The sequence below is a fragment of the Moorena sp. SIO3B2 genome (assembly GCF_010692525.1).
Taxonomy (GTDB): Bacteria; Cyanobacteriota; Cyanobacteriia; order Cyanobacteriales; family Coleofasciculaceae; genus Moorena; species Moorena producens.
Genome location: NZ_JAAHHE010000011.1, coordinates 1 through 14,082, shown reverse-complemented (window position 1 = coordinate 14,082; position 14,082 = coordinate 1). Strand labels below are relative to the sequence as shown.

At 44.2% G+C, this 14,082-nt stretch carries 12 protein-coding genes and 1 pseudogene; 8 read left to right on the top strand and 5 right to left on the bottom strand.

What is annotated here, in order from left to right; all coding sequences use genetic code 11:
- A complete protein-coding gene (locus F6K38_RS04535) occupies positions 1-1,065 on the bottom strand; it encodes an ABC transporter permease (protein ID WP_044493959.1) in 1,065 nt (354 codons plus the stop codon).
- Here F6K38_RS04535 and F6K38_RS04530 point away from each other — a divergent pair.
- Entirely contained in the window at positions 1,037-1,249 is a 213-nt protein-coding gene (locus tag F6K38_RS04530) for a hypothetical protein (protein ID WP_008183240.1), read from the top strand. The two genes, F6K38_RS04535 and F6K38_RS04530, sit on opposite strands and share 29 nt — an antisense overlap.
- A 157-nt stretch (positions 1,250-1,406) precedes the next feature.
- Here F6K38_RS04530 and F6K38_RS04525 read toward each other — a convergent pair whose 3' ends face one another.
- Positions 1,407-1,925: an adenine phosphoribosyltransferase gene (locus tag F6K38_RS04525; RefSeq protein WP_008186938.1), complete on the bottom strand. Its 519-nt coding sequence runs from the start codon at positions 1,923-1,925 to the stop codon at positions 1,407-1,409.
- A gap of 175 nt (positions 1,926-2,100) precedes the next feature.
- Here F6K38_RS04525 and F6K38_RS04520 point away from each other — a divergent pair, with 175 nt between their 5' ends.
- The gene (locus tag F6K38_RS04520; protein WP_287356162.1) at positions 2,101-2,706 is read left to right on the top strand and encodes a DUF3038 domain-containing protein; all 606 of its coding nucleotides are present in this window, start codon (positions 2,101-2,103) and stop codon (positions 2,704-2,706) included.
- Positions 2,707-2,886: 180 nt separating this feature from the next.
- On the top strand, positions 2,887-4,305 hold the full coding sequence (locus F6K38_RS04515) for a DUF4335 domain-containing protein (RefSeq protein ID WP_287265872.1): 1,419 nt from the start codon (positions 2,887-2,889) through the stop codon (positions 4,303-4,305).
- Positions 4,306-4,738: 433 nt separating this feature from the next.
- On the opposite strand, the gene F6K38_RS04510 is transcribed toward F6K38_RS04515, so the two are convergent.
- On the bottom strand, positions 4,739-5,497 hold the full coding sequence (locus F6K38_RS04510; RefSeq protein WP_287265873.1) for a class I SAM-dependent methyltransferase: 759 nt from the start codon (positions 5,495-5,497) through the stop codon (positions 4,739-4,741).
- Positions 5,498-6,013: 516 nt separating this feature from the next.
- The gene (locus F6K38_RS04505; protein WP_008186946.1) at positions 6,014-7,006 is read right to left on the bottom strand and encodes a ribose-phosphate pyrophosphokinase; all 993 of its coding nucleotides are present in this window, start codon (positions 7,004-7,006) and stop codon (positions 6,014-6,016) included.
- A 938-nt stretch (positions 7,007-7,944) separates the two neighbouring features.
- Between F6K38_RS04505 and F6K38_RS04500 the strand changes: the two genes are divergently transcribed.
- From F6K38_RS04500 to F6K38_RS04490, 3 genes are read left to right on the top strand one after another with little or no spacing between them, the layout of a single operon-like run.
- Complete coding sequence (locus F6K38_RS04500; RefSeq protein WP_008186949.1) at positions 7,945-9,864, top strand: serine/threonine-protein kinase; 1,920 nt, start codon at positions 7,945-7,947, stop codon at positions 9,862-9,864.
- A gap of 7 nt (positions 9,865-9,871) precedes the next feature.
- On the top strand, positions 9,872-10,543 hold the full coding sequence (gene bioD / locus F6K38_RS04495; protein ID WP_008186951.1) for a dethiobiotin synthase: 672 nt from the start codon (positions 9,872-9,874) through the stop codon (positions 10,541-10,543).
- 45 nt (positions 10,544-10,588) lie between these two features.
- Complete coding sequence (locus F6K38_RS04490) at positions 10,589-11,986, top strand: MlaD family protein (protein ID WP_008186953.1); 1,398 nt, start codon at positions 10,589-10,591, stop codon at positions 11,984-11,986.
- A 233-nt stretch (positions 11,987-12,219) separates the two neighbouring features.
- Here F6K38_RS04490 and F6K38_RS04485 read toward each other — a convergent pair whose 3' ends face one another.
- Positions 12,220-12,528, bottom strand: a complete 309-nt coding sequence (locus F6K38_RS04485) for a DUF3288 family protein (protein ID WP_008186955.1) — start codon at positions 12,526-12,528, stop codon at positions 12,220-12,222.
- Between the two features lie 509 nt (positions 12,529-13,037).
- Here F6K38_RS04485 and F6K38_RS04480 point away from each other — a divergent pair.
- Both F6K38_RS04480 and F6K38_RS04475 read left to right on the top strand, forming a co-directional pair.
- Positions 13,038-13,430, top strand: a pseudogene (locus F6K38_RS04480) (two-partner secretion domain-containing protein); the annotation flags it as partial.
- A 72-nt stretch (positions 13,431-13,502) separates the two neighbouring features.
- Positions 13,503-14,072, top strand: a complete 570-nt coding sequence (locus F6K38_RS04475) for a two-partner secretion domain-containing protein (protein WP_008186958.1) — start codon at positions 13,503-13,505, stop codon at positions 14,070-14,072.
- Positions 14,073-14,082: the final 10 nt, after the last annotated feature.

Below are 14,082 nucleotides of genomic sequence, written 5' to 3'. Positions count from 1 at the left end.
CTATTTCAAATCTTCTAGACGAATTCGAGGATCAACTACTTTTAGAAGCAAGTCTGCTAACAAATTCCCCAAAATCAGCATTGTAGCCCCCATCATCAAGCTTCCCATTACCAGATAGAGGTCTTGAGCAGTTACCGCCTGTAAAATCAAACGACCTAAACCTGGCCAGTTGAAGAAAATTTCAGCAATAAATGAGCCACTGAGTAGAGAAGCAAACTCAAAGCCAAGGATGGTAATTAGAGGATTAATAGCATTGCGCAAAGCATGGACATAGATAACTCGATTTTCTGGCAGTCCCTTAGCACGAGCTGTCTGAATATAGTCTTGCCGTAGCACATCCAGCAATTCACCCCTAGTAATTCGTTGTAGACCTGCAAAACTAGTAATGGATAGAGCTATTGTTGGCAAAATCATATGCCAGCCAATATCCAAAACCTTACCAATGGGGGATAAATCATCATGATTGATACTGGTCATACTACCGACAGGAACTAAGGGGGAAAGATTCTGGGCGAGTATGAGCAGCAACAGAGCAGTGATTAGGCTGGGGAAACCCTGACCTGTGTAGCTAATGACTTGTAGGAATCGGTCAGTGGTGCGATTCTGATTGATAGCAGCTAGGATTCCGAGAGGAATTGCGATCGTCCAAGTAATAAAGATTGAGGCTACGGCTAAGAGTAAGGTTGCTGGTATCCGTTCTAATAACAAAGACGACACCGGACGGAAGTAAGCGAAACTGGTACCAAAGTCAAACTTGGTTACAACTCGTACTAGCCAACGCCAATACTGAATAATTGCTGGCTGATCTAAACCAAATTGCTCCTTGAGTTCCTCGATTCGTTCCGGGGAAATTTTGGGATTTTGCCTGAGGGTATCCAGAAAATCTCCTGGTGCAAACTGAATAATGGCAAAACTTAGAGCAGATGCCAACAGCAAGGTCAAAAGACCTTGCAACAGTCGCTTTACCACGTACAGAAAGGTCTCACTGGTGACCAGAAGTTTTAGTCTATGCCAAGCCCCATCAAACCGATTGATAATGCTAGAATCTCTAGTAGAAGAAGTCAATCGCTTCGCTCCAATTCAAAATTATCAATTAAAAATTCAAAATTATCCCATACCTGAATTCAGGGGGTTGTTTCCGGTGGAAACAATTGCCAATTATAAAGCTAGTCATTTTGTAAGCATTCAGCCGTCAGCCGTCAGCCGTCAGCCGTCAGCCGTTGGCCTATGGCTGATAGCTGATAGCTGATAGCTGATAGCTGATAGCTGATAGCTGATAGCTGATAGCTGATAGCTGATAGCTGAATGCTTACGTCATTTTGAATTCAAAAATTGTCATTCCTTGAAAGTCCTTTATTAATTGGAAACTTTCTTTTGACCAATGACTAATAACTAATAACTAATAACTAATAGTCAACCAGGGTTATAACTGGTACATCAGGCAGTTGCTGACGTCCACCTAAATCCCGTAATTCGATGATAAAGCCAAGAGCTACCACTTGACCGCCTGCTTGTTCTACCAGGTTGACTGTAGCTGCTGCTGTTCCTCCAGTAGCAATTAAATCATCGATAATCACAACCTGGGAGTTAGGTGTGAAAGCATCTTGATGGACTTCCAACTTGTCTGTGCCGTATTCTAGGTCATACTCAGCCGAGTATACCGCTGCTGGTAGTTTACCCGGTTTGCGCACTGGGACAAACCCAGCCCCGAGTTGGTAAGCTATAGGTGGTCCAAATATAAAACCACGAGACTCCATACCCACGACATAATCAGCCCTTACTCCTGCTTCCTGAAATTTTTGAGCTAAGGTATCGATAGTGTAGCGTAGTCCTTCTGGATTGCTCAGGAGGGTAGTGATATCCCGAAATACAATCCCTGGTTTGGGAAAGTCAGGGATATCGCGAATCAGAGATTTTAAATCCATCAGTAGGTGAACTTAGTTATCAATGGGGTTTGACTCAAACTATAGCTTGCCATTCCCTTTCTGTAAAAGCGTACACTAGAAAGCTGAACCTTGTGTGATTCCTTGGAACAAATCTATTCAAAAGGTTTTCGCTGTAGGATAAGCGCTATTAGAGTGAATCTTTCGACGGACCGTAATGCTGACCAATAGTCCTGCTTCCCAGTCAAAGCCAATAATTTTAGATAGCCTACCTGATTTCAGGATTCCAGCTCAGGGCTGTCCACCACGAACTCGGCTGCATATTGACCTAATTTTACTAGCCATTGAAGCTCTCGAACTGGGAGGTTCTGAGGCGATGCTATTGGCGGCTAGAGAGCTGGAACTTCAGGACATTATTAAAAATCGTGTTGTCCTGTGGCGTATGCGCTCTACCAATCCCTGGCGGCGCTCTTACACACGACGTCCTCTAACTCCAGAGGAAGCTAAGGCTTTAGTGGTGATTGCTAGTCATATGGCACGGCGAATGACGGTTCTGATTAGGCAGTTGTTGACGGCTTATCAACAACTACTGGAAAAGCAGGTGCCTCTAGAACAACATTTTCGCCTATCTAAGTATTTGGAAAGGTTCCAGGCTCATTTTCGCAGCCGGATGAATCCCCGTCGCTCTAAAGTGGCTGCCTATAACTCTGAAGAAAAGTTGAATCAACTCGCAATTTCTCTATTGAGTGAGCTTCTGTTCTGTACAGGCACTTCTGGAAGGCAAAGATTATGGACGAGTCTGTTTGATGGAGAATTGCCTTGAACGTTGGTGTTCCTGACTATAGCCATGCCATCAACTATCAAGTATAGTCAGCTGATTGACAAATTACCCATTATCAATTATCAATTATCCATTATCGATTACCCATTATCCATTACCAATTACCCATTCCCTCAATGCTAGTCTAAGAGGTTGAAGGGGATTTTTCAGCAGGAACAGCCGATGACAATTCGACGCCAGTACAGTCTTCCCAACTGTACCCTAATCCTGGAGGGTTGGAGTAATAGTACCACAGGGGATGGGTTACAGCCAGATGCCCGACCATTGCTGACAACTCTAAGTAATGCGGAATGCTATGTAGGGGCTATGGACAAACCCCTCAGCGGTGGGCGGGATTTTTTTGAGGACTTGGTAAATAGTGTAAGCCGCTATGCTCAGGAATTTTTGTCTAAAGTGCCTCACCCCCAACCCCATGCTGAGAAACCAGCTAAGGTGCATCTGCAGAAAGTCGAGGACAAGAATTTGCATCGACTGATACTGCTAAATACTGCTGAGTCAGGAGCAATGACTAACTCAGGCAAACCTCTCCATGTAGATTTGAACACAGTGCAGTTGTTTGACTTGGTGGAGGCGATTGACCAGTTTTTGGCTGATGGACGAACCCTACCAGATATTAGTGTTTCGTTGCAGCCTGTTTCTAAGCACTATCGCCAAGCTGAAAAACCAGTAACCGAGCGTACTGGACCTGCTGCACTGGGAATGGCAAGTTTGGCTCTAGCTGCGATCGCATTTTTCTTTGTACCGATTCCAGAAGTACGGGAACCCGAACCTTCCCGAACAGGGGAAAATACTAATGAAACCACCACCCCAACTGGGGAGAGTGACCCTCAGGCAACACCAACACCAACACCAAAGGGAACACCACTCTCCATCGACGAGCTAGAAAAAGTGCTCACAACTGCACCAGAAATTACTGATCCCACAGAGTTGCGCTATATACAAAGAAGCCTGCAAAAGCGAATTTTTCGAGCTTGGGGGAACCGGCAACAGTTTGCTGGGAATTTAAAATACCAGGTTAGTGTTGGCAGAGATGGTGCGATTTTAGGCTACAAACCCGTTAATGGCACACCCTTGGATGGGGCAGAGCAAACCCCCCTGCCTGAATTGCTCTACACCAAGACTACAGACAATATTGCTACCCAAGAACCTATTGCTCAGTTCCAGGTGTTATTTAAACCAGGGGAAAACGAAGGGATTCTCGAAATCAGTCCTTGGGATGGTTATATGGGTAAGATTACCCTAGGTCCAGAAATTACTGACATCGCTGTCATTAATGATTTGAAAGACAAAGTGTCTCAGCCAATTCGTGACAGTTGGAATAAAACCTCCAGCTATCCTCAAGATTTAACTTATCGAGTAGCTGTGACTGAAGAGGGTATCATTGCTGATTATGAAGCAATTGATAAAGAGTCTTGGGATTACTCCCAAGAAACTCCTTTAGAACGCCTAATGAAGCCAGCAGCAGCTGGAATTGGTAGCGAAGGGACTGGGTTAGTACCCCAGAAGCCCCTTGCTCATTTCCGAGTAGTCTTTAAAAATAATGGCGAGTTAGACGTTAGTCCCTACAGGAGCAACGAATAATTTACTGTGGCAAATTGAACAAAATCTCTCCCTAACCCCACCTATAATAGGTAGGGTTAGGGAGACCAAACAAAAAACACTACCTTTTCTTATTCTTTTGGCAATTCTAGATTAATGATATTGGTGTTAAGCTATATTAATAGAATATATAGCGTTTGGAGCTCGATTGTAAACACACGAATTACCAAAAAATGCCAAAGGAATCTCCCCTAAACCCTGGCTCGGAAGGGGGGCAGGTAAAAGCCAAGAGGGGAAAGAGCTCCTCAGTTTTATTGCCAAAAAAAAGACCATACAGGTTTACATCTCAAATACAAACGCACTTAGCTGATAGCTGATAGCTTTAGTTTTTATAGTTTTTCGGGTTTCGGTTTTAAGCTCATGCCGTCAGAATAGCGTATTTCAAGATTTTTTCAACCGGCCCTCACCTGAATTATTACCCTTTTTTCAATTCGTTTTTCCGAAAAATGCAGAATTTTTGCGTCCGCTCTTGCCCAACCAAGGAAAACCCTGCGGTTTCGAACAAGCTAAGATACTCTGTTTCATCGAAAAATATTAATCGCATTTGTTGTTGAGAAAGGATCTTGCCATTTGCTGAAAATGTATAAGTCTTCTGTAATGATTGTTCTCCAAAGTCGGTTTTTTGCGTATACACGATTCCATCTTTGATTGGCATTTCAGAATTGGTATGATCCCCTTGAATCGACATACATAAAATACCATCCTTATCTAAAATATCATACAGTTTGTTCAGGGATTTCATCTGCACATCTTTGTTAGGGCAATAACTATACAGCCGATATTGTTGTTCTTGCTCTCTGTAGGAGAAACAGAAAACTCCCCCAGTCGAAATAACAGCCTCAAAAGTCTCGCTGGTTTCATAATCTTCAATACTTGCACATACGAGCCTCACCGAATTATCCTTGAGTCTTTTTTCTGCTTGTGTAAGCATCGCAGGCGAGAAATCAATACCTGTAATATTATAATTCTCCAATAACAACATCTGCTCCGTTAATAAGCCGCTTCCCACCCCCATATCCAGAATTTTTCTTCTTTCACCCAAAATTTTCTGCAATGATGTGGCATAACCCTTATGGTCATAATAGCCAGATGTCATCAAGTTATCATAATACTTGGCGAGTTCTGTGTATGTATTGTCCACAGACACCAAATCAGAAGATTCTTGTTTTCCCATAAAAATCATGCCTCTTTGAATTTATATATAATAATATCATTTAGGTGGGGATAAATAAACCTTAAAACTCATAATCAAAAAATAAACCTGAAAGCTTTTATTCAAGGGGTTTTCACGATTTGAATCTCAATTCATAACACCTGAAAACCGTTTATAATCACCCCCTTAGTGGGCAGGTATGTCAATGGGTTAAAAGGGAGGTGGGGTGCTGGGGAGAGTTTTTTTTAGGTTAAAAATACCTAAGGTGCGCTTGATCCATTAAGAATTAAATTCGCCACGGTTCCCATTTTTATTAATAAAAATTACCCCACGGTGCGCGTTCAGCACCGCTATCTCCCTATCTCCCGTTTCTCTCCACCTCCTATCCAAACGAATAATTTTTAGTGGCCAATTTAATCTTGGCTGATACCCAGTTGCGTTATTGGTTGACTGTTAACCATTGCTTGTATCTAGTCAACACTCAACACTCAATACAACTTTTTAAAATTAAAATCCCCCCGGGAGCAGGGGGGATTTTCAACGAAACATACTGCTGACAGAAGAGTCTTCATGAATACGCCAGATGGTTTCACCCAATAAGTTAGCCACTGAAAGCACTGTCAACTGTGGAAACTGTTTCGCTTCCGGAAGTGGAATAGTATTGGTAACAATTACTTCTTCAAACACCCCACTAGAGAGGCGCTCTACAGATGGTGGCGAAAACACGGCATGGGTTGCACAAGCGTAGACTTGACGAGCACCCTCTTGACGCAGTACTTTGGCCGCTTCACAAATCGTGCCAGCAGTGTCAATCATATCATCCACCAACACCGCAGTTTTACCCTTCACATCCCCAATCACATTCATGACTTGAGCGATATTGTGAGCTTGCCTGCGCTTGTCGATAATGGCAAGGGGGGCATCATATAGCTTTTTGGCAAACGCTCTGGCTCTAGCCACACCACCAACGTCCGGCGAAACTACTACCAGATCGGTTAGTTCCTTAGAAGCCAGGTATTGTCGTAATACTGGTAAACCGTAGACATGGTCGCAGGGGATATCGAAATAACCTTGAATTTGAGCGGAGTGCAAATCCATTGCCAAAATCCGATTAGCACCAGCTTCAGTAATCAGGTTAGCCACCAGTTTCGCTGTAATGGACTCACGCCCCGCCGTTTTACGGTCTGCTCGAGCATAACCATAGTAAGGAATCACAGCAGTAACTTGCCGTGCTGAGGCTCGACGGCAAGCATCGATCATAATGAGTAACTCCATCAGGTAATCATTCACCGGATAGCAAGTCGGTTGAATCAGGTAAACATCACACCCCCTGATGGATTCTTGAATTTGGACATAGAGCTCCCCATCAGCAAATCGTTTCCGTACCATCGGTCCCAAGTCGATGCCTAGATAGCGTGCCACTTCCTGAGAAAGGGAAACATTTGCCGAACCAGAAAATAGTCTTAAACGATTGTTATCGGCTATCTGGGGCAGAATAGGTTGAAGCTCTAAAGTAACTGAACTGCTCACAGCAAACCCTCGAAGCTTATTTCAACGCGATCTTAACATTCTAAGAATATCCTTTTTATAATAATTTTTATAATTATTTATTTAAATTTGATTAATATTTTATTAATTTTTATAGCATTTAACTCATACAGTACTTTCCGCAAGACACAATATATTGCAATCCGATCTGATTCGTGAAAGAAATGGGCTGCTTTAAGGCAGGAGGCAGGAGGCAGGAGGCAGGAGGCAGGAGGCAGGAGGCAGGAGGCAGGAGGCAGGAGGCAGATGGCAGAATGTAAGGGAAAAGGATCGAGTTTTTAAAAATTTCAGTGATTTTACAAATGATTTAGGATTGCTATATAGTGTAGTGTGATCAAACTAAGGTCATAAATCAAGAATTTTTTTTAAGTTTCTTAGTCAAATCCGAAAATAAACTATTGTCCCTAATTTGATGTTCAACTGTACATCTATTCAATTAAGGTAGTTATTTGAGATAATTCCACAGGAAAATAAGATAGCAATGAACATGTCGTGATGTTATAATAAACCAGAAAAACCTATATAAGCAGGTGCACAAAATTAATTGCACATTTACCGAAAATCAAAGCCATGCAATGTAAGGGTTACAGAGATCCAGAGTAGGTAATTAATTTTGTTTAGGTGCTTAGCAGTTGTGATATTGATTAACTACACAGGATTTTTTCCCTATTCCCTATTTCCTATTCCAAATTCCCTACAGGACTTACGCAATAACTATACTTGTAGGGTATAGCTTCTGACTCTACACCATAAGCGGGTTTGGAGTCCAGTCTTGGGTAAGCGCTGATTTATATGCTTATCAACTGTTACTCAAAGGAACAGTTGGAATCCATCGGTGGAGTTCCAAAGCAACCGAAATAAGTCTAAACTTCAAGAATACTCCTCCTGCCTCATTGTCCGTAACAACTGATCTACCACCGATGGAACCACCGATTGCCTCTGGAACTATTCTGCAAAATCGCTACCATCTGCTCCGTGTCCTTGACCAAGGAGAATTCAATCGGACTTACCTGGTAGAGGATCAAGGGCGTTTCAATGAACCTTGTGCCCTCAAAGAATTTATTCCCCCTCAGACAGAAACTAATAATTTAGATAAGTCAAGGCAACTGTTTCAACAAGAAGCAGGTATCCTGTATAAAATTGAACACCCCCAAATTCCTCAGTTCCGAGCTACCTTTGAAGAGCAAGGACGGCTGTTTCTGGTGCGAGACTACGTAGAGGGAAAAACCTATGGTGAACTACTAGAACAACGGAAAGCCCTTCAGAATCAAAGTGAACCTCTATCTTCTAATCCCGATGGGGAAGTCCAATCACCCCCAATGGCTAGCCCGACCAAGTTGGGAGTCGTATCAGAAACGGAAGTGCGTCAGCTATTGCAGCAATCTTTGCCAGTTTTGGACTACATCCACAGCCAAGGGATTATTCACCGAGATATCATACCGGATAACATTATCATGCGGGAGACGGACAGTATACCGGTGTTGATTAATTTGGGTGTGGTACAGGAACTGGCAACTCGTCTTCAATTGCCCGATACTCCCACACCAACAACTAGTATTGGCAAAAGCGGTTACGCTCCCAGGGAGCAAATTCAGACCGGTCAGGTGTATCCAAGTAGTGACCTATATTCCCTAGCAGTGACTGCGATAGTGCTACTGACTGGGAAAGAACCAGAAGAACTGGTGGATAATACTAATCTGACTTGGAACTGGCGTCCCTGGGCTAGGGTTAGCGATGAGTTAGCTGAGATATTAAATCGGATGCTTAGTTATCAAGCAAGCGATCGCTACCAATCCGCTAGAGAAGTCTTGTATGCCTTTCAAGCTTCTGGGTTAACTCCCCAACTTCCAAAACCCAAGCCAATACCCGGCACGACAGTGGCATCAGCTCAAGGTGGAACACCCAGGGAGGCTAGAGGTGGAGAACCGAGTGAACCGGTGATGTCTCAAGCCACGGGTCGCTCTATCTGGAATAGTCCTTGGCCGCTGCTTGGGATAGCTACAGGACTAGCAGTGCTGGCAGGAATAGGCTCTTGGGTGTGGGTGAGCAATTTTAATCAGCAGGACACTGGCAAATCTCCAAGTCCTAAGGTGTCAGTGAGTCCTAGTCCTAGTCCTAGTCCGACTCCCACTCCGAGCCCTAGCGCTAGTCCAACCCCTAGCGCTAGTCCAACCCCGAGTAAACCTCAAATCTACAGTCAGCGTCTAGAGCTTTCTGCTGGTAAAACCCTTTCAAAATCCAGGAATTTAAAGGCTAATCACACTATTAACTACATTATCCAGGGTAAACAATACCAAACCCTGAAGACATATCTCAGTGACGAAGGGGTCTTGATGACAGTGCTTGGCCCGGACGGAAAACCAGTGGACAATCGAGCTAAACGGGTACGGCAATGGGAAGGGAAATTTCCTTTCACTGGCAACTACACGATTCAACTAAGTCCAGTTAAGGGTCTACCGAATAGCGATTATCAGCTAGGATTAAGGTTAACAGAAGCACCGAAGCCGAAACCTAAACCTAAACCAACTGCTGATTATAACATAGAAAGGGTCAATTTATTGCAGGGAAGCAAGGGTTTGCAGCTACTGGGTCGCACTAGCCCCCAGAAGATTCAGCGCTACTTGGTGAAGGCTAAACAGGGTAAGCAATTGAAGCTAGAGGTGATTGAAAGTGATGTGGCTTTAACTATCCGCTATCCCAATGGGAAGTTAGTGGAACAGGCTTCAGGGGTGCAAAGGTGGCAAGGTCAGCTGCCTAGTTCTGGTGAGTATATAGTAGATGTAATTGCTAAACAGGAAAGAAAGTTTGCTTTAGATATTAGCCTTTCAGACTTAAAGTGAGTCAATCTTGAACGTATTACTAATTACTGGCACCAATACAGGCATCGGCAAAACGGTTTTGACTTCTGTGATCGCTGCTTATTGGCAGACTTACCGTCCTCAAGAGAGTCTGGGGATATTCAAGCCGATTCAAACCGGAATTGGCGATCGCGAAATTTACCAGCAACTATTTGACTTGGCTCAAACCCTGGAGGAGATCACACCCGTGGAGTTTAAAACCCCTGCAGCACCACCAGTTGCTGCAGATCTAGAAGGAAGACAGGTTGACCTCGAAAAGGTCTGGCAAGGCTTCAATACTCTGCGCAGTCAGCGGGATGTGGTCTTGGTGGAAGCTTTGGGAGGACTAGGTTCACCGGTGACTCATGAACTGATTGTGGCAGATTTGGCAAGGGATTGGCGATTGCCAACGGTATTGGTTGCGCCGGTAGAATTAGGAGCGATCGCACAAGTGGTTGCTAATGTTGCCCTGGCACGCTCATCACGAGTTGACCTCACAGGGATTGTCCTCAATTGCGTCCAACCTCGTACCTCCGAAGAAATAACTCAGTTGGCTCCGATTAGCTTAATCGAGACTCTAACCAATGTTAAGGTTTTGGGGATTTTACCTCATCTATCTGACCCAATGGACTACTCGAAACTTGCTCAAGTCGGTTCAAATTTGGATGTCAGTGGTTGGTGAGGCATGATGGTAAATGTGAGGGGAAAGGGTAACAAAGGTTAAACTATGCGATCGCGGACGATTCGAGAAGGCTCCGTTGGCTTATTAATAGTAGCAGGACTTGCTGTTTTCGGTGGACTTGTTGTATGGATTAGTGGCATTAGCTTAGGTCGAAAGAGCTATAAATTCATTGTCAATTTTGGGAACGCTGCTGGGATGCAAGTGGGGGCATCGGTCAGCTATCGCGGTGTCCAAGTTGGGAGAATCACTAAGATTGAACCCGGTACTAATGGGGTCAATGTCACCGTTGAAATTGATGACCCTGGATTGTTAATCCCCCGCAAAGTCCAGGTTGAAGCTAATCAATCGGGTTTAATTGGTGCTACCAATGTGGATATCATGCCCCTAGGACAATTACCTGCAACTGCTCAAAGTCTTACACCCTTCGGAGCACAATGTAATTCTGCCCTAGTTATTTGTGAAGAAGATCAGATTAATGGTGATGTGGGTTCCACCTTTGCTGACCTTCTACGGAACGGAAATCGCATTGCTGAACTCTTCGGTGATCCAGCCTTTTTTGACAAAATCAATAGCCTTGCGGAAAATGCCTCCAATGCAGCTAGAGACGTTTCAGAACTTAGCAAAGAGATGACCCAGTTGTCCCGCATCGTGCGGCAAGAGGTAGCAGGCTTGTCCAACGCAACGAATGCTGTGACCAGTGCGGCCAATCAAACATCTAGTCTAATCGGGTTGGCAACCAGTAGCATTTCTAGTACCTCCGAGCAATACAGCCAAACGGCAAGGGAACTCAATCAGTTGATCACCTCTGCCAATCAACTATTGGTCAGCAATCGGGGAAATTTGGTCACCACCTTGGATAGCATCTCTCAGGCCAGTGAAGATCTGCGTATACTGACCAGCAACTTAACCGTTACCGCGAATCGGGTTAACTCAGCGGTTTATCAAACGGATGTATCACAAATGCTGCGGAACTTAGAAAACCTATCAGCTAATGCTGCCCAAGCATCTGCTAACTTACGTAATGTTTCCAATACTCTCAACAGTCCCACTAATTTACTGGTATTGCAACAAACCCTCGACTCAGCACGAGTTACCTTTGAAAATGCCCAAAAGATTACCGCTGACCTAGATGATCTGACTGGGGATCCAGCGTTTCGCCGCAATGTCAAGGATTTAGTTAATGGACTCAGCGGCTTAGTGTCTTCTACCGAGCAGCTGCAACAGCAGGCTCTGATATCTCAACAACTGGAAGCTCTCAATACTGCTATAGATACAGCTTCGTCTAATGAGCTGGCTAAAACTCCTCCCATCCCTAAGTCCCCCCCTAAGATCGATCTACCTAAGATAGATCCAATAGCTCCCGCTGATCAGAACCTTAAACCGAATCAAGAAAAACAGATCTTTAAGCTTTTACCCCCAGCCCCTAGGAAATCGGTTAAATGAAATTAATCTAGTAAAGGGAGCAGGGAGCAGGGAGCAGGGAACAGTGGTAAGAGGCCGTATTCAGTAAATTTTGTTAGTTGAAGAGCCTAATTTTGTTTTTACAGTAAGCTTTCTGAGTTTTTTAACTGGAAATTTATCATAAAAGGTACTGAAAAACCAACATGATTTTTTCCCACTCCCTACTCCCTACTCCCTACTCCCTACTCCCTATTCCCGACTTCAGCAAAGAAGTCTTAAGTCCAGTCATCCTGGCTCCCACAACTGTTGTCTCGTCTATACGCGAGACCGGCTTGATGAATCTGAAGGGTTTTCTCAAAAAGCTGTTGTTCTGTCAGTTGCCATCGCTGAAGCAATAAATCCAAGTCTCTTTGAATGGCCCTAGCACCGGGAAAGCTGTCATAGCGAATCCGCAGTCGGGCTAATTCCGCCAAGTTGTATTCATTGGGTTGTTGTTGTAAAAGACGGTTAACTATTTCGCGATCGCGTTTTTCCTGAGGATGTTGCTGGTCTTGATTTCCTACCATCTCAGTCAAGGCTTCCATGCTTGCTTGAACATCAATCACTACTTATACCAAAGGGAACAGGTAACAGGTAACAGGGAATCGGGAATCGGGAATCGGGAATCGGGAATCGGGGTAAGAGTGTGGGGAGATAGGGGACAGGTAATACTGATATTTTGCACTATTTACAATTACTTAAAAATAGTATATCTAATGCTTAAAGATAATAAGTTATAGTTTTTTTAAACATTAGATATACTTGGTTGTTTTTTGAAAAAATAGCACTACGCATTAAGGTGTTTGACATTCCTAAACTCCGAAACTTAGTCATACCTGACTTGTGACTTGTGACTTCTGACTTGCGCGTAGCACTATAAACAGATGTTACTCTGACCAACAGTGCCGGGAAATCTAAGACTGAGACTAATCGGCCAGGCCTATCCATGGAACGCGATCGCATCCCCTTTGCCCACAAAGCTAATCCCTTATCTAGCTCCGACGACAGCACCAATCCCCTCATACCAAGCCGACCCAGAGAAACCATTTCACTAATGCAATTGGGCTTACTGGGATTGCTCGAAGTTAGTAGTCTATGTTTATTACTCGCCTCACCCACCCTCGCTCAAATTACCCCAGATAGTACCTTGGGGGATGAAAATTCTCAAGTTACTCCCAATCAGACTATCCGTGGTGCCGCAGCGGATTTAATCGAAGGGGGAGCAATACGAGATAGTAACTTATTCCACAGTTTGATCGAATTTAATGTTGGTAATGGTCAACGAGTGTATTTTGCTAATCCCGATGGCATTACTAATATATTGACTCGTGTCACCGGTAGCACCCTCTCTCAAATTCTGGGCACCTTGGGAGTAAACGGTAGCGCTAATTTATTCTTGCTTAATCCCAATGGTATTGCATTTGGATCTAATGCTCGCTTAGAGGTTGTCTGAGAAGTCTCATTTGCTACATCCAAGCCCCCGTTGGTCCCCCAATTTTGGGGGACTTTTAGAAGCAAATTGACTCTTGTTCCCCCCAAAGTTGGGGGGCTAGGGGGGCAAAATTCAGTATCAAAAAACTTTTCAGATATCCTCTTAGATGTAGCAGGCTCCTTTGTTGCTAGCACTGCTGATAGTGCGGTATTTGACAATGGTTTCAATTTTAGCGCTAGTAATCCACAGGCCCCACCATTGTTAACCATCAATATTCCCATCGGTTTGCAATATGGTAGCAATCCTGGTTCAGTAAACGTGACAGGAGCTACCTTAACGATCGAGACTGGGCAAACCATGGCCTTACTTGGGGGTGAAGTTAACCTCAATGGTGCCACCCTTCAAGTGCCAGGGGGACGGGTAGAATTAGGAGGATTATCCAGTCGAGGAACCGTTACGCTCAATGGCGCAACATCCGTAAGTTTTCCCGATGGAGTCCAACCAGCTGATATTTCCTTGACTAACAGTAGCTTAGTAGATTTGACACTCCCCGCCCTGGAAGGACGGGGATTCTTGTTTCAACGAGGTGACTTGTTATCCCTTGCCGGAGCCAGGAAAAATAGAGGTCTCCTCTCCCCAAGCGTAGTTGGTCTTTGACCTAGGTTTC

What these genes read in the sequence shown, in the direction of transcription:
- F6K38_RS04510 (WP_287265873.1), bottom strand. Translation starts at nt 5,497, where the DNA reads ATGGGAAAACAAGAATCTTCTGATTTGGTGTCTGTGGACAATACATAC.
- F6K38_RS04520 (WP_287356162.1), top strand. Translation starts at nt 2,101, where the DNA reads ATGCTGACCAATAGTCCTGCTTCCCAGTCAAAGCCAATAATTTTAGAT.
- F6K38_RS04490 (WP_008186953.1), top strand. Translation starts at nt 10,589, where the DNA reads ATGCGATCGCGGACGATTCGAGAAGGCTCCGTTGGCTTATTAATAGTA.
- F6K38_RS04500 (WP_008186949.1), top strand. Translation starts at nt 7,945, where the DNA reads ATGGAACCACCGATTGCCTCTGGAACTATTCTGCAAAATCGCTACCAT.
- F6K38_RS04525 (WP_008186938.1), bottom strand. Translation starts at nt 1,925, where the DNA reads ATGGATTTAAAATCTCTGATTCGCGATATCCCTGACTTTCCCAAACCA.
- F6K38_RS04515 (WP_287265872.1), top strand. Translation starts at nt 2,887, where the DNA reads ATGACAATTCGACGCCAGTACAGTCTTCCCAACTGTACCCTAATCCTG.
- F6K38_RS04485 (WP_008186955.1), bottom strand. Translation starts at nt 12,528, where the DNA reads ATGGAAGCCTTGACTGAGATGGTAGGAAATCAAGACCAGCAACATCCT.
- F6K38_RS04530 (WP_008183240.1), top strand. Translation starts at nt 1,037, where the DNA reads ATGCTAGAATCTCTAGTAGAAGAAGTCAATCGCTTCGCTCCAATTCAA.